The sequence below is a fragment of the Nocardia noduli genome (genome assembly GCF_019038455.1).
In the GTDB taxonomy this organism is placed as follows: Bacteria; Actinomycetota; Actinomycetes; order Mycobacteriales; family Mycobacteriaceae; genus Nocardia; species Nocardia noduli.
The window spans coordinates 16,034-40,784 of sequence record NZ_JAFMPL010000070.1; the positions used below are offsets into that span (position 1 = coordinate 16,034).

Below are 24,751 nucleotides of genomic sequence, written 5' to 3' on the forward strand. Positions count from 1 at the left end.
GACCGCCCAGTGAGAGGTGCCCCTGTGCAAGATGACGGCCACGTCCTGGAATTCCGGCTCCCGGATCTCGGGGAGGGTCTGGCGGACGCCGAACTGCTGTCGTGGTCGGTCGGCGTCGGGGACACCGTCGAGCTGAACCAGACGATCGCGGAGGTGGAGACGGCCAAAGCCGTGGTGGCCCTGCCGTCGCCGTTCTCCGGAACGGTCGTCGAACTGCTCGCGAAACCCGGTGACACCGTTCCGGTGGGAGCGCCGCTGATCCGGGTGCGCAACGATCTCGCCGTCGCCGCGGCGCCCGAGGTCAACGGTGACCGCCGCACCTCGGTGCTGGTGGGTTACGGTCCGGAAGGCGAACCCGAATCCCGCCGACCCCGCCCCGCGCGGCAGGCGGAACCGTCGGCGCCGCAGCAGGATCGGGAGCCGTCGAATGCGGGGCGCGCCGCCGCGACACCCGGTGCGCGCAAACTCGCCAAGGAACTCGGGATCGACCTGTGGTACATCGCGGGTTCGGGTCCCCGGGGCGCGGTGACCGTCGAGGACGTGCGTAGCGCGGTTCCGGTCTCCCAGCCCCGCGCACTCGCGCGTCCGGCGACGACGAGCACCGCCGCCGCGCCCGCCGGAAGCAGCGGGGAAGGTCTCATCAGACCCGCGGCCAGGGAGAGCCGCACCCCGATCGCGGGCATCCGCAAACGCATCGCCGGATCGATGACCGTGAGCGCCCGCACGATCCCGCAGGCCAGCACCTTCCTCACCGTGGATTTCACCGCATCGATGGAACTGCTCGACCATCTGCGCAGCACCAAGGCGTTCTCCGAACTCGCCCCGACGGCGCTCGCGCTGATCGCCAAGGCCGTGATCGCCGGGATCACCGAATTCCCCGGTGTCAACGCGACCTGGGACGACGCCAACCAGCAGATCGTCACCAAGCACTACGTCAACCTCGGCATCGCGGTCGCGACCGAACGCGGGCTGCTCGTCCCCAATCTCAAGGAGGCGCAGAGTCTGAGCCTGCGTGACCTGTGCCGGGAGATCGGCTGGCTGGCCGAGACCGCGCGCGCCGGTAACGCGACACCGGTCGACCTGCGCGGCGGCACCTTCACCCTCACCAATATCGGGGTTTTCGGCGTGGACACCGGTGTGCCGCTCGTCAATCCCGGCGAGGGCGCGATCCTGTGCGTCGGCTCGATCAGGAAGCGCCCGTGGGTGGTCCGTGACGAACTCGCGGTCCGCTGGGTCACCACACTCGGCGTCAGCTTCGATCACCGCATGATCGACGGTGAACTGGCCGCGCGCTTCCTCGCGACGGTGGGCGGGCTGCTCGAGGACCCGTTGACGTTGCTCAGCCGCGCCTGAGACGAGCGCGGGTCGCAGGCTTCCGCGCGGCGGCTCAGTCCCGATGATCGAGGACGCGGCGCATCACCAGGCCCGCGATCAGTGCCCAGAACGCCGCGCCGACTCCGAGGAAGCCGACGCCGGACGCGGCGATCAGGAAGGTGACGACGCCCGCTTCCCGGTGGCGTTCCGACCTCAGCGCGCCCGCCAGCGCCGCCGCGAGCGTGGCGAGCAGGGCCAGACCCGCGACGGTTTCGAGGGTGCCCTCCGGCGCGGCCGCGATGAACGTCACCAGGGCTGCGGAGCCGAGGGCGAGCAGCAGGTAGGCGCAGCCCGCGGTGACGGCGGCGATCCAGCGGCGTTTCGGGTCGGGGTGGGCGGCGGGCGCCGCGGACAGTGCCGCGCTGATCGCCGCCAGATTGATGGCGTGCCCGCCCGCGGGCGCGCCGAGCACGGTGCCGATCCCGGTGACGGTCATCGCCGCCCGCCACGGCACCCGGTAGTCGAACGAGCGCATCACGGCGGTGCCCGGAATATTCTGCGACGCCATCGTGACGATGTAGAGCGGTATCGCCACCCCCAGCATCGCCTGCCAATTCCAGTGCGGCAGCGTCAGTTCCACCGAGGGGGCCATCGCGGACAGGTCCAGGCTCCGATGTCCGGCGACGATGCTGATACCGGCCCCGATCACGGCGGTCACGAACGCGGCGATCACCGCCCAGCGTTTCGCGAAGCGCTGCAACACCAACCAGACCACGATCACCGGCACCACCACGCCCGGACTGGTGTGCACCGCCTCGACCGGAGCCAGACACAGCGGAACGAGCACCCCGGCCAACATCGCCTGGGCGATCTCCACCGGGATGGCCGCGACCAGATTGCCCAGCCGCTGCCACAATCCGGTGATCACCACCAGGACGCCGGTCAGCGTGAACGCCCCCACCGCGGCGGCCCAGCCGCCCGACACCACACCGGTACTCGCCAGCAGCGCGGCTCCCGGCGTCGACCACGCCAGGGTGATCGGCATCCGGTACCGACTGCTGAGCAGGATCATCCCGACGGCCTGGGTGACACACAGCGCGAGTAGTCCCGACGCGGCCTGCGCGTGCGTCGCGCCCACCGCGCTCAACCCGCTCAGCACCACCGCGAACGAACTGGTGAACCCGACAAGCGCTGTCACCACGCCCGCGCCGATCGGCTGCGCGATACCGGAGTCGGCGACGGGCGCGGGATCCGCGATGACCTCGATGCCAGGCTCGGTCACCACATCGGGCGTCGGTGCACTGACGGCCGTGGTCACCGCGTCGGATCCGGTTTCGGCGACATCGCCCGACAGCGGTCCCGGCCGGGCGGATTCGGGCACAGCCACCGATTCGCCCCCCGATGATTCCGCCGCGTCGGTGCCCGGCTCGTCCCGCGCCGCTGGAATCTTCGACATTGCACGGATCTTTCCGCCGGTCGCACGGCGTGTCACCTGCCAGTCGGCGGAAACTGGCCTGAATTGTTCCCGCGAGATGTGACCATGGCGATACGGGGGTAGCGTCGCGAACTGCTCTCCTTCATCCTGCGGGGTGAAGCGATATGCGCGCGGGTCGTGCGTAGGGTGAGGGCGTCGGTGCGCGAGATGCGAATCTGGATGAGGAGTCATGGCGTGAGCGCGGTACTGATTTCGGCAACGGAACTCGGAGAAGCGTTGGCGGGCGGCAATATTCGGCTGCTCGATATTCGATGGGCGCTCGGCGACCCGGACGGTCCCCAGCACTATCTGGACGGCCACATTCCCGGTGCGGTCTTCGTCGACCTGGAGACCGAGCTGGCCGCGCTGCCCACACCGGCGAGCGGCAGGCATCCGCTACCCGATGTCGCGCAGTTGCAGCGATGTGCGCGCAGCTGGGGGCTGCGGGTGGGCGAATCGGTGGTCGTCTACGACGCGACCGGCGGCATGGCCGCGGCCCGCGCCTGGTGGCTGTTGCGCTGGGCGGGGATCGAGGACGTCCGAATTCTCGACGGCGGGCTGCCCGCCTGGACGGCGTCGGGCGGAGTCCTCGCGACCGGGCCCGAAGCCGATCCCGAACCGGGCGACGTCAGCCTGGCGTCCGGCCGGTTGCCGGTGGTCGACGCCGACGCGGTCGCCCGCTGGCAGGGCGTGCTGCTCGACGCGCGAGCCTCCGAACGGTATCGGGGCGAGATCGAACCGATCGACCCCAAGGCCGGGCACATCCCCGGCGCGGTGAGCGCGCCGACGGCCGAGAATCTCGACGCCGACGGACGTTTCCGTGCCGCCGAGGACCTGCGCGAACGTTTCGCCGGATTGGGGCCGGGCCCGATCGCGGTCTACTGCGGTTCCGGCGTCACCGCCGCCCACCAGGTCGCCGCACTCGCCGTGGTCGGTGTGGAAGCGGCGCTGTACCCGGGCTCGTGGTCGCAGTGGTCCAACGATCCGAAGCGCCCGGTCGCCACGGGAGTCTGACGCCGGGGGTCGCATTGCGGTGGTGAGGCCCCGCGCGGGTGGTCGGCCCTCGGGACTCTTGTCGTCGGGTCGAGTCGAGAAACCGGTGCCGAGGCCGTAGGCCCGCACCGGCATCCGGCATCCGGTTCACGGACACCCTCGCGCGACCTCACGTAGTGCCATTTCGTCGGCGACCGTCACGGGAAGGTCGTAGTACACCGCGACCGTGAGGTATTTCGCCGCGTAGAAGCAGTGGTTGGCCGCGGCGGGCGGTAACCATTCGGCCGGGGTGCTGTCACCTTTGGCCTGATTGGTTTCCCCGTCGGTGGCGAGCAGATTGTTCTCGACGTCGTTGGCGAAGAGCACCCGTCGCTCGGGCCGCCAGCGTGCGGCGCCCATGTCCCAGGCCGCGGCCAGCGGGTAGACGTGGTCGATCTGCACCGCGCGGGCCTCGGACTTGCTGAAGCCGACGCGCTGTCCGGTGTAGGGGTCGTCGAGGTTTCCCGACACCACGACGCAGTCGCGGGTGCCCGCCCGGAAGGCGACCGCCGTGAGCTGGGCCGCCAGCACATTGTTGCGGGTGTCGCAGCCGTCGTGACCCGCCGGTCCGTCGTGATCGTCGGTCCACGCCGGTCCGAATACGCAGGCCCGGCCGTCCGAGCAGTCCCGTTCGTAACCGCCGGGATGCGGGCGGGCGGCGACGACGCGTACTCGCGACAACAGATCGTCCAGCTGGACCCCGGTCGGACTGCCCGGCGCGGGCGCGGTGCCGACGTCGAGCGCGCATCCCGCGAGTGCGAGGGCGCCCGCCAGGACGAGCGGCATCCACCAGGGTGATCCACCCGGGGAGAATTCTCGAGTATCGGCGCGCACCCGCCACTTGTACCCGGCGGCACCGACACGATCCGGCGCCGCCGGAGGTCAGTGCGTGTGGTTCAGAGCCAGGCCCGTGCGAGCAGTTCGTCCTCGGCGACCATGTTCGGGCGCGGCGGGAATCGGGTGGCCGCGATCGATTCGGTGTGCGCGCCGTCGTGACCGATCAACCACGAGCCGCCGCGCTCCTCGCATTCCGCGATCTTGGCGAAGGTCGTGAGGAGGAAGGTCACCGCGTCGGCCGGGTCGACCGTCCTGGCCAGCCGCTGTGATTCGCCCTGACGTGAGAGATCCAGCCAGACCCCGGATTGACCGTCCAGTCGCATGTCGACGATCTTGTCGGCGTTGACGAAGGTGAATTTGCGCCGTTCCCACGGTGTGGTCGGCGTGAAGCTCTGCTCGAGTACCTGGAGCAGAATCGTCATGCTGCTGCCCTGCGCTTTCCTTGGACGCCCGGGCGGGTCGGCCACCCGGCGGTGATTCGCCGCGATGCCATGGCGACAGCGCCGCGATAACCATTCGGATAACGATTCAGATGCGATGACCTGCGGATATACCAGTTTATCCGCTCGGGTGCGGAAATCCAGGACAGTGCGATCGCGGAATTCGGCGCGACCGCTGTCGGAGGCACCTGCTTGGATGGGCGGATGCTGCACGGTCTGTGGTCGCCGGGGTCGGGGCTGCTGTTGTGGACCGACGACGACGAGGTTCCCGGCACACTTCCCGAGCCGCTCGGCGCGACGCTGCGTTCGTCGAAGTTCCGCCATCGTGCCGACGTCATGCGTGCGGAGGGGACCGACCGCGCGGAGATCGACCACGTGCGGGTGCACGCGATGGCGCCCGCTGCGGCGGCCACCGCGCTGCGGCAGCGCCTGCCCGCCGAGGTCGTCTCCGGTGATCTGCGATATCTGGCCCACCTCGCGCACGGCATAGAACGGTGGGTGCGCGCCGGGCGCGTCGTGCCGGAATTGCGCCGCGACGACGGTCAGTGGTGGGTGCGCTGGCGGTTGGTGGGGGGCGAACGCCAACGCGCCTGGCTCGCGGAAGCGGCGGTCGCCATGCCCGCCGCGCTCCAGGTGGCGGGCAGGCCCGCCGCGGTGCTGGAGGATCTGGTCGGCGAACTCACCGATCCGATCGCGCGGGAACTGCTCGAAGGGCAGTCCGCCTCGCATCCGTTACCGGCCGCGCTGGTGGGGGACGTGCCGTTGGAAGGCGGCAGTCACCAGGTGGCCGAGACGCTGCAACGGTGGCGGGCCAGTCTCACCGTCGACCAGCCGGAACTGGTGTTGCGCCTGCTCGAGCCCGACGGCATGTTCGGCACCGACGACGAATCGGTCGCGCTGTGGCGGCTGGAAGTCTGTCTGCGGCTGGCGGGCGAGGCCCCGGCCCCGATTCCGCTGCACGGTGATCCGAGCCTGGTGCGGACCACGATCGAGAAGTTGGGGGAGGCGCAGCGCGCCTATCCGCGTCTGCGTGATCTGCCCGGCGATCCGCAGAGTATGGATCTGCTGCTGCCGACACCGGTCGTCGCCGATCTGGTCGAACACGGCGCGCACGCGCTGCGGGAGGCGGGGGTCGCCCTGTTGCTGCCGCGGGCCTGGAATATCACCGCGCCCTCGTTGCGATTGCGGGTGGACAGCGCCGTTCCCGCCGCCGAGAGCACGGTCGGCATGCGCGGTCTGGTCTCCTACCGTTGGGAATTGGCGCTCGGCGATACCGTGCTCACCGCGGCCGAGATGGCCCGGCTGGTCAGCGGCAAATCCGATCTGGTGCAGTTGCGCGGCGAATGGGTGCAGGCCGATCACAAGGTGCTCGCCGCCGCGGCGCGCTACGTCGCAGCCCACACCGACCCCGCGCCGATCACCCTGGCCGATATGCTCGGCGAACTCGGGAGCGGGCGTGTCGACAAGGTGCCGATCACCGAGGTCACCGCGACCGGTTGGGCGGCCGAACTGTTCGACGGGCAACGCGAGGTCGAACCCGTGGAACCACCGGTCGGGCTGAAAGCGCAGTTGCGGCCCTACCAACGTCGCGGGGTGACCTGGCTGGCCACCATGAGCCGCATGGGATGCGGCGCGATCCTCGCCGACGATATGGGACTCGGCAAGACCATCCAGGTGCTCGCCCTGCTCCTGCACGAACGTGAAGTCGCGCAGACCTTCCCGCGAATCGGCGCGGACGCGACGGCACCCCCCGGGCCTACGCTGCTGGTCTGCCCGATGTCGGTGGTCGGCAACTGGCACCGCGAGGCGCAGCGGTTCGCGCCCGACCTGCGAGTTCTCGTCCACCACGGCGTCGGGCGGCGAACCGGTCCGGAATTCGACGCGGCGGTGGCCGAGGCGGATCTGGTGATCACCACCTACGCGCTGCTCGCCCGCGATATCGACGATATGCGGCGCGGCGAATGGGAACGGATCGTGCTGGACGAGGCCCAGCACATCAAGAACGCGGGAACGAGACAGGCGCGCGCGGCGCGCGCCGTGCCCGCGCGACACCGGCTGGCGCTTACCGGAACCCCGGTGGAGAACCGGCTGGAGGAATTGCGTTCGATCCTCGATTTCGCGATGCCGTCGCTGCTCGGCAGCGCCCAGACCTTCCGCGCGCGTTTCGCGGTGCCGATCGAACGCGAACAGGACCAGAACGCGATATCGCGGCTGCGTTTTCTCACCCAGCCGTTCGTGCTGCGTCGGGTGAAAACCGATCCGGCGGTCATCTCCGATCTTCCGGAGAAATTCGAGATGACCGTGCGCGCGAATCTCACCGTCGAGCAGGCCGCCCTCTACCAGGCGGTGGTCGACGACATGCTCGCCAAGATCAAGGACGCCAAGGGGATGGCGCGCAAGGGCGCGGTCCTCGGCGCGCTGACCCGGCTCAAACAGGTGTGCAATCATCCGGCGCATTTCCTCGGCGACGGTTCGGCGGTGCTGCTGCGCGGTCACCATCGCTCCGGAAAGTTGGCGCTGGTGGAGGATATTCTCGAATCCGTGCTCGCCGACGGCGAGAAAGCGTTGCTGTTCACCCAGTTCCGGGAATTCGGTGAACTCGTCGCGCCCTATCTGGTGGAGCGTTTCGGCGCCGAAATCCCGTTCCTGCACGGTGGGGTGGCCAAGAAACGCCGCGACGCCATGGTCGAGCGATTCCAGTCCGGTGACGGACCGCCGCTGATGTTGCTCTCGCTCAAGGCCGGTGGCACGGGGCTGAATCTCACCGCGGCCAACCATGTCGTGCACCTGGACCGATGGTGGAATCCGGCGGTGGAGAACCAGGCCACCGACCGCGCGTTCCGTATCGGTCAGCGGCGTGACGTGCAGGTACGCAAACTGGTGTGCGTCGACACCATCGAGGAGAAGATCGACGAGATGATCAACGGAAAACGTCATCTCGCGGAATTGGCGGTCGGCGCGGGCGAGAACTGGATCACCGAAATGGGGACCGACGAATTGCGCGAATTGTTCGCGCTCGGCGCGGAGGCGGTCGGCGAATGAGCCCCTTCGAGGATTACAGCAAATACGGAAAGCGTCGTCCGGTCGACGGCGGGGTCTCCGCGCGCAGCAGACGCGGCGGGTTCGGCCGGACCTGGTGGGGAAAGGCCCTGATCGACGCCGTCGAGGCGATGGCGGAGCCGGGACGCCTCGCGCGCGGGCGCACCTACGCGCGATCCGGTCAGGTGGTCAGCTATCGCATCGAACCCGGTGCGGTGACGGCGGAAGTACAGGGGAGCCAGCCGCGTCCGTTCACGGCGGTCTTCACCGTGCGCCCGTTGCGCGAGGAGGAATTGGCGCTGCTGATCGAGACGATTCGCACCGCGCCGGGCATGCTGGCCGAGATAGCCTCCGGCGCGCTGCCGAGCGGCCTCGGACCGCATCTGCTCCCGACCACGGCGGCGGATCTGGATTTCACCTGCACCTGCCCGGATCCGGGCTGGCCGTGTAAGCACGTGGCCGCGGTCTGTTATCTGCTGGCCGAACGGCTCGACGAGCGTCCGCGTGAAATCCTCACCCTGCGCGGTTTGGATCTGGAGACCCTGATCGGGGGGATCGAACGTGATCCGCAGCCGACGGTCTCCGACGATCCGTACGGGGATCGGGTCACCCTGCCGGATCTGCCGACCCCGGAATTCCGCCCCGCCGCCGACGATCTCGATCCGGTGATCCTGCGCCGCGCCCTGCGGATGCTGGCCGAGGACGAGCCGAGCGCGGCCGCCGGACTGCGGGAACTGCGGGCGCTGTACGACGTGCTCGGGCGCTGAGTCCGGGCTCCCGGGCCCGCTGGTCGCGCGACGACACGGGCATTCGGGATTCTTGCGGAAACGCGGAGGTTGGCGGGCACCCGGCAGCGCAACCGACCAAGCCTCCCGGACTCGTTCGGGCGGAGTTCGCCCGGTCAGCGCGGATCGGTAGCTTCCTCGCGCCGGGTGCCGTTGACAATTCTGCCCGCGACACGGCTCGGTGAGAATGCCCTACCGCTGTCCCAGCACTGCCACGAACGCGGTGCGCTCGCTCCGGGGAAACCCGGGAATCCGTGCTGCCGAGTCCGGTACCGTACGGCTGACGGTATGTCGAGGAGGACACCGATGGGTATCGCACTGACCGACGATCACCGCGAGCTCGCCGCAGTCGCGCGCGCGTTCCTGACCGGCCACAAAGCACGTTGGTCGGCACGGGAACTGCTCGACTCCGCCGAGGAGGGCCGCCCGCCGTTCTGGGCGGAGCTGGCCGGACTCGGCTGGCTCGGTCTGCATATCGACGCCGAATACGGCGGCTCCGGCTTCGGACTGCCGGAACTGGTGGTTGTCGTCGAGGAGTTGGGCCGTGCTGTTGCCCCGGGACCGTTCGTCCCGACCGTGATCGCCTCGGCCGTGCTGGCCGCGCGTGGCAGCGAGGAACAGAAGTCGCGCCTGCTGCCGGGACTGGCCGACGGATCGGTGACGGCGGCCGTCGGCTTCGGCGGTGAGGTCAGCGTGGACGGCGACGGTCGCGCCGGTGGTTCGGCCGGTGTCGTACTCGGCGCGGGCATGGCCGACCTGCTGCTCGTGTTCGCCGGTGACGATGTCGTACTGGTGGAACGCGAGCGCGAAGGCGTTTCGGTCGAGGTTCCGGCGAATCTGGATCCGACCCGCAGATCGGGTCGGGTCGTCCTGCGCGATGTCGCGGTCGCGCCGTCCGATGTCCTGCCCGGGGCGCGCCCGACCGCACTCGCGCTGGCCAGGACCGTTCTGGCCGCCGAGGCTGTCGGCGGAGCCTCGGACTGTGTCGAGACCGCGGTCGACTACGCCAAGGTGCGCAAGCAGTTCGGTCGCACCATCGCGACTTTCCAAGCCGTCAAACATCATTGCGCCAATATGCTGGTTGCCGCCGAGTCGGCGGTGGCCACGGTCTGGGATGCCGCGCGTGCCGCAGGCGAGGACGAGGAGCAGTTCGGGTTGATCGCCGCGGCCGCGGCCACACTCGCCCTGCCCGCCTACGTCCACAACGCCGAACTCGATATCCAGGTGCACGGCGGCATCGGATTCACCTGGGAACACGACGCCCACCTGCATCTGCGCCGTGCGCTCGCCCTACGGGCCCTGTTCGGCGGCGACGCACCCGCCCGCGATGTCTTCACGATGACGGCGGCGGGTGTCACCAGGGAGAACAGTCTCGACCTGCCCGAGGGGACCGAGGAATTGCGTGCGGCGATCGCCGTCGAAGCGCGGCGCCTCGCGGCGCTGGAGGAGACCGCGCAGCGCGACGAACTGATCGCGACCGGCTACATCATGCCGCACTGGCCCCGGCCGTGGGGACGTGCCGCGAGCGCCGTCGAGCAGCTCGTCATCGAGGAGGAATTCACCCGGGCGGGTGTGCGGCGGCCCGACTACTCGATCACCGGGTGGGTGGTCCTGACCTTGATCCAGCACGGAACACCTTGGCAGATCGAACGATTCGTCGAGAAGGCGCTGCGCCAGGAAGAGGTCTGGTGTCAGCTGTTCTCCGAACCCGATGCCGGATCGGACGCGGCGGCGGTCAAGACCAAGGCCACTCGGGTCGAGGGCGGCTGGCGCATCGACGGGCAGAAGGTGTGGACCAGCGGCGCGCACTACAGCCGTCGCGGGTTGGCGACCGTGCGTACGAATCCGGATGTGCCGAAACACGCGGGCATCACCACCGTGATCATCGATATGGAAGCGCCCGGCGTGGAGGTGCGCCCGCTGCGGATGCTCATCGGTGGCTCGGAATTCAACGAGGTGTTCTTCACCGATGTCTTCGTGCCCGACGAGGATGTCGTCGGCGCGCCCGATACCGGGTGGACGGTGGCGCGCGCGACCCTGGGCAACGAGCGCGTCAGCATCGGCGGCGGATCGGGAGCGGGCGTCTTTCCGGCGGGAACGCTGGTGCCCATGGTCACCCGGTATCGGGACCGCTGTGCCGACGCCGACATCAGGGTCGGTCGATTCCTGGCGGAGGAGCACGCGCTGCGTCTGCTCAACCTGCGCAGGGCCGCCCGCAGTATCGAAGGCGCCGGGCCCGGTCCCGAAGGCAATATCACCAAACTCAAACTGGCCGAACATATCGGCGAGCGAGCGGCGATCATGGCCGCGCTGCTCGGCCCCGATCTCGCGCTGGCCGAGGGACCCGCGGAGCTGGCCGGGCTGATGGTGCTCGGCGCGCGCGGTATGGCGATCGCGGGCGGTACCTCGGAAGTGACGCGCAATCAGATCGCGGAGCGGATCCTCGGTATGCCCCGTGATCCGCTCGTCAGCTGACGTCGCGGGCATGATCCGGCCCCCTGCGTCGGATCATACCGTCGCACCCTCGGCTCCGCGGCGGAGTGTCGGTAGCGGCTCCGTCGCGGATTCGCTTGTCGCGTAACGATCCTGCCGAATCGGCTCCCACGGAGCCGGTGGCGGACCGTCGCGGCACGCGCGGCCGATAGTGAGCACCCGGCATCGAGGGCGATGGTTCTGCCGGACGAGCTCGGGACGGGACCTTGTCCGGTGGCTACCGGTCTCCCGGCGCCGGGTGCTCCTTCCAGTGTGGTCCCCTCGGGAGCGTGCGGCTACTGCCCGGCCACTGCCACTACGCCGTCATTCGCGGACTTCGTCTCGCTCGTCTGTTCCGCCCGGGACCGTCGCACCCGGTGACACATTCACCCGAAGTGTCTGGTGCGCGCGCTTTTTCGAACCGGTCGACGGTATCCATCGAATCGCGGCCCGGTGCTGTGACTTTCGGCGGCGACCAGTGGCGCGTCGGCCTGGTCGGGGGACTGGGCGCCGGTGCGGCGCATCGGCCGCGACCGGAAGCAACGGGGTGTCCCGTGCCTGGTTACCACCCCGCTGCGAGTCCCGGCGGTCACGCGCGGACCATGGACCTATGAGCACCGTGCGCGTCGAACCGGACGATCTCGGCTTCGAGACCACATTGCCCGCCTCGATCCGGCGGGTGGTGTCGCTGGTGCCGTCGCTCACCGAATCGGTCGCCCACACCTGTCCCGAACTGCTGGTGGCGGCAACCGAATGGTGTACCCATCCCGGCGAACTCGATGTCGAACGGGTGCGCGGCACGAAGAATCCCGATATCCGGCGCATCGTGGAACTCGCGCCGGACCTGGTGCTGTGCAACAAGGAGGAGAATCGGCGCATCGACGTCGACCGTCTGCGGGTCGCGGGGATCGCGGTGTGGGTCACCGACATCGAAACCGTCGATCAGGCCATCGGCTCGCTGACCAGGATGTTCACCTCCGCGCTCGGCATCGAGCGGCCGGGCTGGCTGGTCGAGGCCGAATCCGTCTGGGCGGCACCGGCTCCGGAACCCGCGCGCGCCGCCGTGATCCCGATCTGGCGCGATCCGTGGATGGTGGTCGGCCGGGACACGTTCACCGGTGATCTCGCGGCCCGGCTCGGTCTGCGCCTGGTCCACGCGGTCCGCCCCGACCGCTACCCGAGGATCTCCGTCGACGAACTCACCGCCGACGTGACGCTGGCCGTACTGCCCGATGAACCCTACATCTTCACCGAATCCGATGGCCCCGAGGCATTTCCGGGCATCCCCGTCGCGCTGGTCGCCGGCCGCGATCTGACCTGGTACGGGCCGTCGCTGGTGACCGCGCGCGCCACGCTGCTCGATCGACTGGCCGACGCTCAGGTGAGGTCGTAGTCGAGCCGGAGGTGATGGGTGCCGTCGGCGTCGACGGTGATCTCCCCGGTTCCGGTGATACCCGCCAATTCGCCGGTGCCGCTGTGCGGAACGATCAGGAAGAACGGATCGCTGCGGTCCCGGCCGGAGGTGGTCGCCGAATGCAGGAAGTTGAAACTGCCCGCGCGGTCGGCGATCACGCCCTCGAACGATTCCATCGCCAGGTAGGTCCCGGTGCCGCTGTCCTGGTCGAACGCGGCCGTGAACACGGTGGCAGCCTGCCCGGCGATCTCACCGTCGAAGATCTTGGTCATGGTGGCCACGCCCACCGGCAGCGCGGTGACGACCACGGGTTCGACGACCACCTCGGCGGGGACGAAGGCGGTCACGGTGAAGGTGCCGGTTGCTTCCATGCGCGCGATGGTAGCGACAGGCACCGACAATCCCGGCGACGCCGACCCACCCGGCGTCTACACATTGCGGCGGTACTGCCCTCCGACCCGGAAGAAGGTATCGGTGACCTGCTGCAACGTGCACACCCGTGCGGCGTCCATCAGCACATCGAAGATGTTGTCGTCGGTGCGGGCCACCTCTTCCAGCCGGGCCAGCGCGGCGTGCGCGTCGTCGCGGTGCCGTCGCTGGAAATCGCCGACCCGCGCCAGCTGTGATTGCTTCTCGGTCTCGGTGCCGCGCGCGAGTTCCAGCGTGTGATGGGGTTCGCCGTGCGGGTTGCGGAAGGTGTTGACGCCGATGATCGGCAGCGATCCGTCGTGTTTGCGATGCTCGTACCGCATCGACTCGTCCTGGATCTTGCCGCGCTGATAGCCGGTCTCCATCGCCCCGAGGACCCCGCCGCGATCGCTGATCCGCTCGAATTCGACGAGTACCGCCTCCTCGACCAGATCGGTGAGTTCATCGATGAGAAAGCTGCCCTGCAAGGGATTCTCGTTCATCGCGATACCCCATTCGCGATTGATGATGAGCTGGATGGCCAGCGCCCGGCGTACCGATTCCTCGGTCGGGGTGGTGACCGCCTCGTCGTAGGCGTTGGTGTGCAGGCTGTTGCAGTTGTCGTAGATCGCGATCAGCGCCTGCAACGTGGTGCGGATATCGTTGAAATTCATCTCCTGGGCGTGCAGCGATCGGCCCGAGGTCTGAATGTGGTATTTGAGTTTCTGCGAGCGTTCGTCGGCCCCGTAGCGATCGCGCATCGCGACCGCCCAGATCCGCCGCGCCACCCGCCCGATCACCGAGTACTCGGGATCCATGCCGTTGGAGAAGAAGAACGACAGATTGGGCGCGAACTCGTCGATATCCATACCGCGCGCCAGATACGCCTCGACGTAGGTGAATCCGTTGGCGAGGGTGAACGCGAGCTGGCTGATCGGATTCGCGCCCGCTTCGGCGATGTGATAGCCGGAGATGGAGACCGAGTAGAAATTGCGGACGCCGTTGCGCACGAACCATTCCTGGATATCGGCCATCATGCGCAAACTGAATTCGGTCGAGAAGATGCAGGTGTTCTGGCCCTGATCCTCCTTCAGGATGTCGGCCTGTACGGTGCCGCGCACCGTCGCCAGGGTTCCGGCGCGAATCTCGGCGGCCTCCTCGGCATTCGGCTCGCGACCCTTGTCCGTCGTGAACGCCAGCACCGCCTGATCGATCGCGGTGTTGAGGAAATACGCGAGGATGGTCGGCGCCGGACCGTTGATCGTCATCGAGACCGAGGTGGTCGGCGCGGTCAGGTCGAAACCGTCGTAGAGCGCCTTCATATCGTCGAGCGAGGCGATGGACACGCCCGACGTGCCGACCTTGCCGTAGATATCGGGACGTTCGGCGGGGTCGTGGCCGTAGAGGGTCACCGAATCGAAAGCGGTGGACAGCCTTTTCGCGTCGGAATGTTCGCTGAGCACCTTGAAACGCCGGTTGGTGCGGAACGGGTCGCCCTCCCCGGCGAACATGCGCGCCGGATCCTCGTTGTCGCGTTTGAACGGGAAGACACCCGCGGTGAACGGGAAATATCCCGGCAGGTGTTCGGCGCGCAGGAATCGCAGCAGTTCGCCGTGATCGGTGAATCGGGGCAGGGCCACCCGTGGAATCGAATTACCCGACAGGGTCTCGCGCCGCAGCGGAGTATGGATCTCACGGTCGCGTACCCGCACGACCCGTTCCGCACCCGAATACGACCGGGCCAGTGCGGGCCATTCGGCGAGCAGGGCGGCATTGTCGTCGGTGAGTTCGCCACGGGCACCGTCGAGCAGAGCGCCGAGCGCCGTATCGTCCGGCAGTTCCGCCGCGACCAGTTCCAGCCGCTGCACGCGTTGGGCCGCCGCGGCCTGTCGTGCCGTCAGGCCGTGGTAATCGCGGACGGTTTCGGCGATCTCGGCCAGATAGCGCACCCGCGCGGGCGGAATGATCTGGGCGAATCGGGTCGACGCGCGCGTCCGCACGCGCGGCAGCACACCCGGTTCCAGCGGTAATCCGAATTCGGCCAGGCGTGCGATCAGATGTTGGTAGAGCGCGGTGACGCCGTCGTCGTTGAAGGTCGCGGCGCTGGTGCCGAAAACCGGCATATCCTCCGGGCCCGCGCCGAAGGCCTCGCGATTGCGGATCAATTGGCGTGACACATCGCGCAGCGCGTCCGCGCCGCCGCGTCGCTCGAATTTGTTGATCGCGACCACGTCCGCGAAATCCAGCATGTCGATCTTCTCCAGCTGCGACGCCGCCCCGAATTCGGGTGTCATCACATACATCGCGAGATCGACGTGGTCGACGATGGCGGCGTCGCCCTGACCGATACCGGGCGTCTCCAGGATCACCAGGTCGTATCCGGCGGCCTTGCACGCGGTCACGATGCCGTCGATATCGCCGGGCAATTCGTGCCCGCCCCTGGTGGCGAGCGACCGGAAGAACAGGTGGTCGCCGTCGAGCGCGTTCATCCTGATGCGGTCGCCGAGCAGCGCGCCGCCGCCGCGCCTGCGGGTCGGGTCGACGGCGAGGATCGCGACGCGCAGTTTGTCCTGCTGGTCCGATCGCAGCCTGCGCACCAATTCGTCGGTGAGCGAGGATTTCCCCGAACCGCCGGTGCCCGTGATGCCGAGGACCGGCACCGGGCGCGCCGCCGCGGCGTCGGCGAGGGCCTGCCGATCGGCGGCGGGCAGGGTGCCCTCCTGGAGACAGGTGATCGCGCGAGCCAGGGCCGCTCGTTCGCCCGCGAGCACGGCGTCGAGCACCGGGGGCGTGACGGCGAGGTCGTGGTCGCAGTCGCGGATCAGCCGGTTGATCATGCCCGGCAGGCCGAGCCGCTGTCCGTCCTCGGGGGAGAAGATGGTGACGCCCGCTGCGGCCAGGCGCGCGATCTCCTCGTCGACGATCACCCCGCCGCCACCGCCGTAGATCCGGACGTGTTCGGCCCCCGCCTTTTTCAGCGCGTCGGCGAGATATTCGAAGTATTCGACGTGGCCGCCCTGGTAGGAGCTGACCGCCACACCCTGCACGTCCTCGGTCAGCACCGCGTCGACGACTTCGCTGACCGCCCGATTGTGGCCGAGGTGGATCACTTCGGCGCCCTGGGCCTGGAGGATTCTGCGCATGATGTTGATCGCCGCGTCGTGGCCGTCGAAGAGGGCGGCCGAGGTCACGAATCGGATGGGATTGTTCGGCGTGTGCAACGTGCGATCGTCGGCCACGAGAGCCCCTTCGGGGAGTCTGTTCAGATTAAGTTCGATGCCCGATACTAGGACGTCAAACTAATCCTACGGTGATGGCCGTCACAGCGCTACACAACCGCGAGCGGTGGGAAGGATCACATCGCGGCCGTGGCCGTTCATTTACTTGGACATCCAACTATAGGATGACCGCAGATCGCGTGATGCGCGATGTCGACAACGAAGAGGACTGGCATGGTTCGCGAACTCACGCACTTCATCGGTGGACAGCACGTCCCCGGCGCTTCCGGCAAATTCGGCGACGTCTTCGATCCGAATATCGGACAGGTGCAGGCCAGGGTGCCGCTGGCGAGCAAATCCGAGGTCGAGGCGGTCATCGCGAACGCCGAGGCCGCGCAGCCGGGCTGGGCCGCGACCAACCCGCAGAAGCGGGCCAGGGTCATGATGAAATTCCTGGCCCTGGTCCAGGACGAGATGGATTCCCTCGCGGCGCTGCTGTCCTCCGAGCACGGCAAGACCATCGCCGACGCCAAGGGCGACATCCAGCGCGGACTCGAGGTCATCGAATTCGCCGTCGGCATCCCGCACCTGCTCAAGGGTGAGTACACCGAGGGCGCGGGCACCGGCATCGACGTCTACTCGATGCGTCAGCCGCTCGGCGTGGTCGCTGGTATCACCCCGTTCAACTTCCCGGCCATGATCCCGCTGTGGAAGGCGGGCCCCGCGCTGGCCACCGGCAACGCGTTCGTGCTCAAGCCGTCCGAGCGCGATCCTTCGGTGCCGCTGCGCCTGGCCGAACTGTTCCTGGAGGCGGGTCTGCCGCCGGGCGTCTTCAACGTCGTCAACGGTGACAAGGAAGCCGTCGACACCCTGCTGCACGATCCGCGCATCAAGGCGGTCGGCTTCGTCGGCTCCACCCCGATCGCGCAGTACATCTACGAGACCGCGACCGCGAACGGTAAGCGCGCGCAATGCTTCGGCGGCGCGAAGAACCACGCCATCGTGATGCCCGACGCCGACCTCGACGACGTCGCCGACCAGCTGATCGGCGCGGGCTACGGCTCGGCGGGCGAACGCTGCATGGCCATCTCGGTGGCGGTGCCGGTCGGCGAAGAGACCGCCGATCGCCTGGTCGCCAAGCTGACCGAGCGTGTGCACAAACTCAATGTCGGGCGGTCCGACGATCTCGGCGCCGACTACGGCCCGCTGGTCGGGCTCGACGGCGTCAACCGGGTCAACAACTACGTCCAGGTCGGCATCGACGAGGGCGCCTCGCTCGTGGTCGACGGACGCGGCCTCACCGTCGAAGGCGGCGAGGACGGCTTCTTCGTCGGCGCGACCCTGTTCGACAACGTCACCCCCGAGATGCGGATCTACCAGGAAGAGATCTTCGGCCCGGTGCTGACGGTCGTGCGCGCCAAGGATTACGAAGAGGGCCTGCGCCTGGCCAACGAGCACGAATACGGCAACGGCGTCGCGATCTTCACCCGCGACGGCGACACCGCCCGTGATTTCGCCGCGCGCGTGCAGGTCGGCATGGTCGGCATCAACGTCCCGATCCCGGTCCCGATCGCGTACTACACCTTCGGCGGCTGGAAGCGTTCGGGCTTCGGCGACCTGAACCAGCACGGCCCGGACTCGATCCGCTTCTACACCAAGACCAAAACCGTCACGCAGCGCTGGCCGGAAGGCGAAAGGAAAGCAGTATCCCTGGGGCACTCCGCAAGCTCCGTGCCCAATGCCTTCGTCATTCCCACCATGGATTGACGATGTTCGATCTCGACGAAGACGAGAAGGCGATCCGCGACACCGCGCGCGGATTCGCCGACGAGTTCCTCGCGCCGCGCGCGCTGGAATGGGACGAGCAGAAACACTTCCCGGTCGACGTGCTGCGCAAGGCGGGCCCGCTCGGCCTCGGCGGCATCTACGTGCGTGAGGACGTGGGCGGTTCGGGGCTGCGCAGGCTCGACGCGGTGCGCATCTTCGAACAGTTGGCCACCGGCTGCCCCGCCATCGCGGCGTATATCTCGATCCACAATATGGCGACGTGGATGATCGACAGTTACGGCGACGAGACCCAGCGCCATCATTGGCTGCCGCGCCTGACCTCGATGGAACATCTGGCCAGCTACGCGCTGACCGAACCGGGCGTCGGCTCGGACGCGGCGGCGCTGAGCGCCAAGGCGGTGCGCGACGGCGAGGACTACATCCTCAACGGCTCCAAGCAGTTCATCTCGGGCGCGGGGTCCAACGACGTCTACGTGATGATGGTGCGCACCGGAGACGAAGGCGCGCGCGGAATCTCGGCCTTCATCGTCCCGGCCGACACTCCCGGACTCTCGGTGGGGCCGAACGAGCGGAAGATGGGCTGGAACGCCCAGCCGACCCGGCAGGTGATCCTGGAGGACGCCAGGGTGCCCGCCGCCAACCGGCTCGGCGCCGAGGGCGACGGTTTCCGGATCGCCATGAACGGGCTCAACGGCGGTCGCCTGAATATCGCGGCCTGCTCGGTCGGCGGGGCTCAGGCCGCGCTCGACAAGACCGTGCCGTATCTGGCCGCGCGCAACGCGTTCGGCAAAGCGCTGCTGAAGAACCAGGCGCTGCAATTCCAACTCGCCGATATGCGTACCGAATTGGAGGCCGCGCGCACGTTGCTGTGGCGTGCGGCGGGCGCGCTCGACGCCGACTCCGCCGACAAGGTCGAGATGTGCGCCATGGCGAAACGTTTCGCGACCGACGTCGGATTCGACGTGGCGAACAAGGCCCTGCAATTGCACGGCGGCTACGGCTACCTGGCCGAATACGGCCTGGAGAAGATCGTCAGGGATCTACGCGTGCACCAGATCCTGGAAGGTACCAACGAGATCATGCGGGTGGTCGTCGCCCGCGCGGTGGTAGGAGCGGCATAGTGACCGAACCCGAAGTTCTGATCGAGAAACGTGACGGGCTCGGCCTGATCACGCTGAACCGGCCCAAGGCCATCAACGCGCTCAATCACGCGATGGCGCTGGACATCACCCGCGCGCTGCGGGAGTGGGCCGCCGACGGCGAGGTGCGCACCGTCGTGGTCACCGGAGCCGGTGAGCGCGGTCTGTGCGCGGGCGGCGATATCGTCGCCATACACAGCGACGCGTCCGGCGGCGGCGCGAACGTCGATTCGCCGACCGGCGTCTTCTGGCGCGACGAGTACATCCTCAACGCGCTCATCGGCCGATATCCGAAGCCGTACGTCGTCGTCATGGACGGCATCGTGATGGGCGGCGGTGTCGGGCTGTCCGGGCACGGCAGCCACCGCATCGTCACCGAACGGTCCAAGATCGGCATGCCCGAGGTGGGCATCGGTTTCGTTCCCGACGTCGGCGGCACCTACCTGCTCTCGCGCACCCCCGGCGAGATCGGCACCCACGTCGCGCTCACCACCGCGCGGATGGGCGCGGGCGACGCCATCGCGGCCGGATTCGCCGACTACTACGTGACTTCGGACAATATCGCCGCGCTGCTGGAAACCCTGCGGACCGAGTCGGCCGATATCGCGATCGCCAAATTCGCCACCGACGCACCGGATTCCGCGCTGGTGGCACAGCGGAGCTGGATCGACGCCTGCTACAGCGCCGATTCGGTCGAGGAGATCGTCGCCCGATTGCGGGCCGACGGCACACCCGAGGCCGCACGGGCCGCCGAGGACATCCTCGGCAAATCGCCTGTCGCGCTGAAGGTCACGTTGCGTTCGTTGCGCAACGCGCGCGGCCTGCCGAATCTGGAGGCGGTGCTGAACGAGGAGTACCGGGTGTCCATCGCGGCGCTGGCCTCCCATGACCTGGTCGAAGGAATTCGCGCCCAGGTCATCGACAAGGACCGCGATCCGCGGTGGAATCCGGCCACCCTGGCCGATGTGTCCACGGCGGCGGTCGACGCCTACTTCGCCGAATTGGGCGTCGGGGAACTGGGTTTGAACATTCCGGAAGGACAGCAGTGACCAAGAAGATCGGCTTCCTCGGCCTCGGGCACATGGGCGGCCCGATGGCGGCCAACCTCGTCACGGCGGGCTACGACGTACTCGCCTTCGACCCGGTGCCCGCCGCGCAGGACAAGGCGCGCGAGGACGGCGCGACCGTCGTCGCCACCGCCTCGGCCGCCGCGACCGACCGCGACGTGGTCATCACCATGCTGCCCAACGGCAAACTGGTACTCGACGTCTACGCCGACCTGCTGCCCGCCGCCACCCCCGGCACCCTGTTCATCGACTGCTCGACCATCGATGTCGCCGACGCCAAGGCCGCGGCGGCACTGGCCGTCGGCGCGGGCCACCGCGCCCTGGACGCCCCCGTCTCCGGCGGCGTCGCGGGCGCGGCAGCGGGCACGCTGACCTTCATGGTCGGCGGCGGCGAACAGGATTTCGCCGACGCGGCCGATGTGCTGAACGTCATGGGCGGCAAAGTCGTGCACTGCGGCGGTTCCGGCGTCGGCCAGGCCGCCAAGATCTGCAACAACATGCTGCTCGGCATCTCCATGATCGGCCTGTCCGAGGCATTGGTACTCGGCGAGAAACTGGGCCTGAGCCACCAGTCCTTCTTCGACGTGGTCTCGACCGCCTCGGGCCAGAGTTGGGCCCTGACCAGCTACTGCCCGGTCCCCGGCCCGGTGCCGACCAGCCCCGCCAACAACGATTACCGGCCCGGTTTCGCCACCGCGCTCATGACCAAGGATCTCGGCCTGGCCGCGAACGCCTTGCGCGACAACGGAGTCGACGGTCTGCTCGGTCTGCTCGCCTCCGAGATCTACACCCGGTTCAACCAGGATCGGGCCGGTCTGGACTTCTCCGCTATCGTCACCGATATCCGTAGCCGTTCCGACCAAGAGGATGCCGAGTGACCGATTTCGACACGATTCTGCTGGAACGTAAGGGCCGGGTCGGCTGGATCACGCTGAACCGTCCGAAGGCGCTCAACGCGCTCAACGAGCAGGTTCTCGACGACGTCATCGCCGCGCTCGACGAATTGGAGCGCGACGAGGAGATCGGGGCGGTGGTGATCACCGGCTCCGAGCGGGCCTTCGCCGCGGGCGCCGACATCAAGGAAATGCAGCCCAAGTCGTACATGGACGTGTTCCTGAACGATTTCTTCGCGCGCTGGGACCGGCTGGCGAATTTCCGCAAGCCCACCATCGCCGCCGTCGCCGGTTACGCGCTCGGCGGTGGCTGTGAGCTCGCCATGCTCTGCGACATCCTGATCGCGGCCGACACGGCCAAATTCGGGCAGCCGGAAATCAAACTGGGCGTCATCCCCGGTATCGGCGGTTCGCAGCGGCTGACCCGCGCCATCGGCAAGGCCAAGGCCATGGATCTGGTGCTGACCGGACGGAACATGGACGTCGAGGAAGCCGAGCGGGCGGGCCTGATCTCGCGGATCGTGCCCGCCGCCGAACTGCTCGACACCGCACTCGAGGTGGCGACCACCATCGCCTCCATGTCCCTTCCGGTCGCCATGATCGCCAAGGAATCGGTCAACCGGTCCTTCGAGACGACCCTCGCCGAGGGCCTGCGTTTCGAACGCCGCGTCTTCCACTCCCTTTTCGCCATCGAGGATCAGAAGGAAGGCATGGCCGCCTTCGTCGAGAAGCGTCCCGCGAAGTTCGAGAACCGCTGAGCGGCGGAGCCCGGCCGAAATCCCACGGCCGGGCTCCCACGGCCCGGGATCAGTTGTTGGACAGTTGAGGTCGCGTGCCGAGTTCCACCTGGGTCGGTGCGGTCCCGCCGTCGGGCGACCTTTCCGAATTATGTTCCAGGGCAAGAAGTCCGGCGATCGTCGCGCCGAGGGCCACGGTCACGGCGACGGCGGCGATGACCTTGCGGCGGGTGACCGGCGGGCGCGGCACGACGATCGCCGCGCCTTTGCGCATCCGCGCCATCCTGACATCGCCGTGGTGGCGTTCGGCGGCGAGCAGTACCGCGCCGCGTGCCGAGACGTATTCCGGTTCGGGGTCGTAGATGATCGGCAGATCGATCAACGCGGCCAGTTCCGCGCGGACGTCGGGGCTGCGGCTGCACCCGCCGAGCAGGACCAGGCCGTCCGGTTGGACGCCGCTCTCCTCGATCAGCTGGTGGACGAACGAGGCCGAATGGTGGATTCCCGCCGAACACAATTCCACCAGGTCGCTGCGGGTGATGACGGCTCGCCCGCCCGAGATGGCGTCCAGCGCCGTGATCACCCGCGCGCTGCTCAACGCTTCGCGATGCCTGCGGCTGGTGGATCTGTCGGTGAGGACGCCGCCGCGGGCCAGTTGCCAGCGCAGCAGCGCGTCGTAGCCGTCGCCGCCCAGGACGGTGCTGTGTTTGCTCGACAGCACCGCGTCGGTCCGGCAGTCGACGTGGGTGAGCGTCAGTCCCGATGCCCCGAGGTCGTAGAGGATGACCGAGCCGCTGTCGGGGAGTTGTCCGGTGAAACGCAGGTAGCGCAGCTGCGCGAGGGGTTCGTCGACGATGGTGAGCGGTTCGTCGCCCGCGCCCGCCCGAATGGATTCGGCGTGCAGCGGGCACCGGCAGGTGACGGCGGTGCCGCTGATGAGTTCGTCACGCTGATCGGCCGAGCGGCGCATCCGCACGATCGCCTCGAGTACGGGTTCCTCGACACCGCCGCCCGCCCGGCGCGCGACGTGGCAGCGTTCGATCGGCGGAAGATGCGGTTGGTCGGAATGCGTCAGCACCGCGCGAGCGCCGCCGGCACCCGCCGACACTCCGAGAACCAGCACCATGGATCCATGGTGAACCTTTTCTCCGCCGCTGCCAAGACAATGGCTCGAGTAATTCGCTCGATGGATGCCGGACTGTCATCGAATGTCCGATTCGACAAGATAATGAACTGACCGGTCGGATTTCAAGGTCTAATTCTCCTGGGCAGACCACACCGGCGCGACACCCTCGGTGTCGAAGTCTCCGGCGGCGTGCCGGAACTCCGAGAGTAGCTGTAGCAGCAGCTGCACCCGGTCCGGCGGCAGCCCCGGCAGCGCGAATACTCGGGCATTCAGATCCTCGGTGGCCCGCGCGACCAATTCCCGACCGGCATCGGTGATTTCGATCAGAGTGGCGCGCCGATCACTCGGATGTGGCACCCGCACGACCAACTCGGCGGCCTCCAATCGGTCGACCGTATTGGTGACGCTGGTCGGATGCACCTGGAGGCGCGCACTGGCCTTCGCCATCGGAAGCGCACCGGTCTTGCTGAAGCTCAGCAGCATGAGCAGTTCGTACCGCGAGAAGGTCAGACCGGTGGGCTTGAGCGCCTCGTCCACCCGTGCCATGACGATTTGCTGAGCCCGAACCAGCGAGGTGACCGCGGCCATCCCATCGGCGACATCGCCCCACCCGTGGCCGACCCATTGGCGGTGGGCCTCCTCGATCGGGTCCAGCGGGAGCGGGCGTGGCGGAGACATGAACTCGATCATCCCATGCCGGGCGAATCGAGTGGCCGAGGCGGCGAAACGGCGCCGCACGCATTGAAATCAGCGTGAACGCAAGCCTGGTCCTATCGCGACGCGACCGGCATTGTCGTTGACGAGGCGGGCGTGGCTGAGTGGTTGAGGCAACGGTCTGCAAAGCCGTTTACGCGGGTTCAATTCCCGCCGCTCGCTCGATGACAGGCACCACGTGCGCTGTCGCGGGTCCGGAGAGACGAAGCGCCGTCGTCGCTCCGGGCCCGCCCTCGTTCTCGCCGGTATCGGTCAGGAAAGACCGGAGAAATCGCGCAGGACAACGTGATTGCGGTCGCCGGGAACGCCGAGCGTGTAATCGGGGAGCAGGCCGAAGTATTCGCCGCGTGTCAGCGCGCTCCACGCTCGCGCGGCCGGGGGGCGGGTCTTGTAGAAATTCACCATGTAGCCGCCTTCGTAGACGCGCAGCAGGCAATAGCCGCCCGGGTATTCCTTGACCGCGGCGACTTCGAGGAATTCCACGGCGCAATCCGCGTCGGGACGGGTACGGCGATTGCGGTGGGTGTGGCCCGCGTGATGCAGGAAGACACCGGGCGCTCGCGTGTAGAGCTTTTGTAGTTCGGCGCTGTCGGCGGCGTTCAGGACGAAACCGGGTCCTGCGGTATTGGTGAGACCGGATTCCGTGGTGACGGGATGGTGGCCGAAGACCAGTGTCGGTCGGTCGGGATCGGCGCGAAGCACCTGCGCCAGACGGTCGAATTGTGCCGGGTCGATCCGTCCGCCCGCCGCGTCGAGATCGCTGGTGTCCAGTCCGAGCACCCGCAGGCCGCCGATCTCGTGCTCGACCAATTCCTGACGCGCGGTGAAGACTTCGCCCCAGCAGTCGTGATGCT

19 protein-coding genes and 1 tRNA gene are annotated in these 24,751 nt (G+C 68.1%); 12 read left to right on the top strand and 8 right to left on the bottom strand.

Features of this window, described 5'->3' with window-relative positions:
- The first annotated feature begins 24 nt into the window (after positions 1–24).
- A complete protein-coding gene (locus JZ792_RS28360) occupies positions 25–1,353 on the top strand; it encodes a dihydrolipoamide acetyltransferase family protein (RefSeq protein ID WP_216915151.1) in 1,329 nt (442 codons plus the stop codon).
- 34 nt (positions 1,354–1,387) lie between these two features.
- Here JZ792_RS28360 and JZ792_RS28365 read toward each other — a convergent pair whose 3' ends face one another.
- On the bottom strand, positions 1,388–2,770 hold the full coding sequence (locus tag JZ792_RS28365; RefSeq protein WP_254190478.1) for a benzoate/H(+) symporter BenE family transporter: 1,383 nt from the start codon (positions 2,768–2,770) through the stop codon (positions 1,388–1,390).
- A gap of 198 nt (positions 2,771–2,968) precedes the next feature.
- Between JZ792_RS28365 and JZ792_RS28370 the strand changes: the two genes are divergently transcribed.
- Positions 2,969–3,802, top strand: coding sequence for a sulfurtransferase (locus tag JZ792_RS28370; RefSeq protein ID WP_216915153.1), 834 nt, complete (start codon positions 2,969–2,971; stop codon positions 3,800–3,802).
- Between the two features lie 126 nt (positions 3,803–3,928).
- On the opposite strand, the gene JZ792_RS28375 is transcribed toward JZ792_RS28370, so the two are convergent.
- Positions 3,929–4,606: an HNH endonuclease family protein gene (locus tag JZ792_RS28375; protein ID WP_216915155.1), complete on the bottom strand. Its 678-nt coding sequence runs from the start codon at positions 4,604–4,606 to the stop codon at positions 3,929–3,931.
- Positions 4,607–4,716: 110 nt separating this feature from the next.
- On the bottom strand, positions 4,717–5,079 hold the full coding sequence (locus tag JZ792_RS28380) for a hypothetical protein (RefSeq protein WP_216915157.1): 363 nt from the start codon (positions 5,077–5,079) through the stop codon (positions 4,717–4,719).
- A gap of 222 nt (positions 5,080–5,301) precedes the next feature.
- Between JZ792_RS28380 and JZ792_RS28385 the strand changes: the two genes are divergently transcribed.
- The 4 genes from JZ792_RS28385 (at position 5,302) to JZ792_RS28400 (ending at position 12,786) form a co-directional block, all read left to right on the top strand.
- Positions 5,302–8,139, top strand: a complete 2,838-nt coding sequence (locus JZ792_RS28385) for a DEAD/DEAH box helicase (protein WP_216915159.1) — start codon at positions 5,302–5,304, stop codon at positions 8,137–8,139.
- Positions 8,136–8,903 carry an SWIM zinc finger family protein gene (locus tag JZ792_RS28390; protein WP_216915161.1) on the top strand — a complete coding sequence of 256 codons (768 nt, stop codon included), beginning with the start codon at positions 8,136–8,138 and terminating at the stop codon, positions 8,901–8,903. Before JZ792_RS28385 ends, JZ792_RS28390 begins: the two co-directional genes overlap by 4 nt.
- A gap of 324 nt (positions 8,904–9,227) precedes the next feature.
- Positions 9,228–11,396 carry an acyl-CoA dehydrogenase family protein gene (locus JZ792_RS28395; RefSeq protein WP_216915163.1) on the top strand — a complete coding sequence of 723 codons (2,169 nt, stop codon included), beginning with the start codon at positions 9,228–9,230 and terminating at the stop codon, positions 11,394–11,396.
- A gap of 607 nt (positions 11,397–12,003) precedes the next feature.
- Entirely contained in the window at positions 12,004–12,786 is a 783-nt protein-coding gene (locus JZ792_RS28400; protein ID WP_216915165.1) for a helical backbone metal receptor, read from the top strand.
- Here JZ792_RS28400 and JZ792_RS28405 read toward each other — a convergent pair.
- Positions 12,771–13,178: a DUF3224 domain-containing protein gene (locus tag JZ792_RS28405; RefSeq protein ID WP_216915167.1), complete on the bottom strand. Its 408-nt coding sequence runs from the start codon at positions 13,176–13,178 to the stop codon at positions 12,771–12,773. The two genes, JZ792_RS28400 and JZ792_RS28405, sit on opposite strands and share 16 nt — an antisense overlap.
- Before the next feature lie 57 nt (positions 13,179–13,235).
- A complete protein-coding gene (gene icmF / locus JZ792_RS28410; protein ID WP_216915169.1) occupies positions 13,236–16,454 on the bottom strand; it encodes a fused isobutyryl-CoA mutase/GTPase IcmF in 3,219 nt (1,072 codons plus the stop codon).
- A gap of 213 nt (positions 16,455–16,667) precedes the next feature.
- On the opposite strand from icmF, the gene JZ792_RS28415 reads away from it, so the two are divergent.
- From JZ792_RS28415 to JZ792_RS28435, 5 genes are read left to right on the top strand one after another with little or no spacing between them, the layout of a single operon-like run.
- The gene (locus tag JZ792_RS28415; protein WP_216915171.1) at positions 16,668–18,200 is read left to right on the top strand and encodes a CoA-acylating methylmalonate-semialdehyde dehydrogenase; all 1,533 of its coding nucleotides are present in this window, start codon (positions 16,668–16,670) and stop codon (positions 18,198–18,200) included.
- Between the two features lie 2 nt (positions 18,201–18,202).
- Entirely contained in the window at positions 18,203–19,342 is a 1,140-nt protein-coding gene (locus tag JZ792_RS28420) for an acyl-CoA dehydrogenase family protein (RefSeq protein WP_216915173.1), read from the top strand.
- Positions 19,339–20,409 (top strand): enoyl-CoA hydratase/isomerase family protein, encoded by a 1,071-nt coding sequence (locus JZ792_RS28425; RefSeq protein WP_438804395.1) that lies wholly within the window; start codon positions 19,339–19,341, stop codon positions 20,407–20,409. Before JZ792_RS28420 ends, JZ792_RS28425 begins: the two co-directional genes overlap by 4 nt.
- Positions 20,406–21,305: a 3-hydroxyisobutyrate dehydrogenase gene (gene mmsB / locus JZ792_RS28430; RefSeq protein ID WP_308165495.1), complete on the top strand. Its 900-nt coding sequence runs from the start codon at positions 20,406–20,408 to the stop codon at positions 21,303–21,305. The genes JZ792_RS28425 and mmsB overlap by 4 nt, the downstream gene beginning before the upstream one ends.
- Positions 21,302–22,078 (top strand): enoyl-CoA hydratase, encoded by a 777-nt coding sequence (locus tag JZ792_RS28435; RefSeq protein WP_216915177.1) that lies wholly within the window; start codon positions 21,302–21,304, stop codon positions 22,076–22,078. Before mmsB ends, JZ792_RS28435 begins: the two co-directional genes overlap by 4 nt.
- A 49-nt stretch (positions 22,079–22,127) precedes the next feature.
- Here JZ792_RS28435 and JZ792_RS28440 read toward each other — a convergent pair whose 3' ends face one another.
- Positions 22,128–23,183 (bottom strand): Hsp70 family protein, encoded by a 1,056-nt coding sequence (locus JZ792_RS28440; RefSeq protein ID WP_216915179.1) that lies wholly within the window; start codon positions 23,181–23,183, stop codon positions 22,128–22,130.
- Between the two features lie 129 nt (positions 23,184–23,312).
- Complete coding sequence (locus JZ792_RS28445) at positions 23,313–23,861, bottom strand: MarR family winged helix-turn-helix transcriptional regulator (protein WP_109529263.1); 549 nt, start codon at positions 23,859–23,861, stop codon at positions 23,313–23,315.
- A 126-nt stretch (positions 23,862–23,987) separates the two neighbouring features.
- Between JZ792_RS28445 and JZ792_RS28450 the strand changes: the two genes are divergently transcribed.
- Positions 23,988–24,059: transfer RNA gene (locus tag JZ792_RS28450), tRNA-Cys, on the top strand.
- A 90-nt stretch (positions 24,060–24,149) separates the two neighbouring features.
- Here the strand turns inward: JZ792_RS28450 and JZ792_RS28455 are convergent.
- Positions 24,150–24,751, bottom strand: a 602-nt coding sequence (locus tag JZ792_RS28455; RefSeq protein ID WP_368858168.1) for a metallophosphoesterase family protein, incomplete at its 5' end; no start/stop codon positions are given.

What these genes read in the sequence shown, in the direction of transcription:
- JZ792_RS28420 (WP_216915173.1), top strand. Translation starts at nt 18,203, where the DNA reads ATGTTCGATCTCGACGAAGACGAGAAGGCGATCCGCGACACCGCGCGC.
- JZ792_RS28400 (WP_216915165.1), top strand. Translation starts at nt 12,004, where the DNA reads ATGAGCACCGTGCGCGTCGAACCGGACGATCTCGGCTTCGAGACCACA.
- JZ792_RS28390 (WP_216915161.1), top strand. Translation starts at nt 8,136, where the DNA reads ATGAGCCCCTTCGAGGATTACAGCAAATACGGAAAGCGTCGTCCGGTC.
- JZ792_RS28375 (WP_216915155.1), bottom strand. Translation starts at nt 4,606, where the DNA reads ATGCCGCTCGTCCTGGCGGGCGCCCTCGCACTCGCGGGATGCGCGCTC.
- JZ792_RS28380 (WP_216915157.1), bottom strand. Translation starts at nt 5,079, where the DNA reads ATGACGATTCTGCTCCAGGTACTCGAGCAGAGCTTCACGCCGACCACA.
- JZ792_RS28385 (WP_216915159.1), top strand. Translation starts at nt 5,302, where the DNA reads ATGCTGCACGGTCTGTGGTCGCCGGGGTCGGGGCTGCTGTTGTGGACC.
- JZ792_RS28440 (WP_216915179.1), bottom strand. Translation starts at nt 23,183, where the DNA reads ATGGTGCTGGTTCTCGGAGTGTCGGCGGGTGCCGGCGGCGCTCGCGCG.
- JZ792_RS28365 (WP_254190478.1), bottom strand. Translation starts at nt 2,770, where the DNA reads ATGTCGAAGATTCCAGCGGCGCGGGACGAGCCGGGCACCGACGCGGCG.
- JZ792_RS28370 (WP_216915153.1), top strand. Translation starts at nt 2,969, where the DNA reads ATGAGGAGTCATGGCGTGAGCGCGGTACTGATTTCGGCAACGGAACTC.
- JZ792_RS28415 (WP_216915171.1), top strand. Translation starts at nt 16,668, where the DNA reads ATGGTTCGCGAACTCACGCACTTCATCGGTGGACAGCACGTCCCCGGC.
- JZ792_RS28405 (WP_216915167.1), bottom strand. Translation starts at nt 13,178, where the DNA reads ATGGAAGCAACCGGCACCTTCACCGTGACCGCCTTCGTCCCCGCCGAG.
- JZ792_RS28395 (WP_216915163.1), top strand. Translation starts at nt 9,228, where the DNA reads ATGGGTATCGCACTGACCGACGATCACCGCGAGCTCGCCGCAGTCGCG.
- JZ792_RS28445 (WP_109529263.1), bottom strand. Translation starts at nt 23,861, where the DNA reads ATGTCTCCGCCACGCCCGCTCCCGCTGGACCCGATCGAGGAGGCCCAC.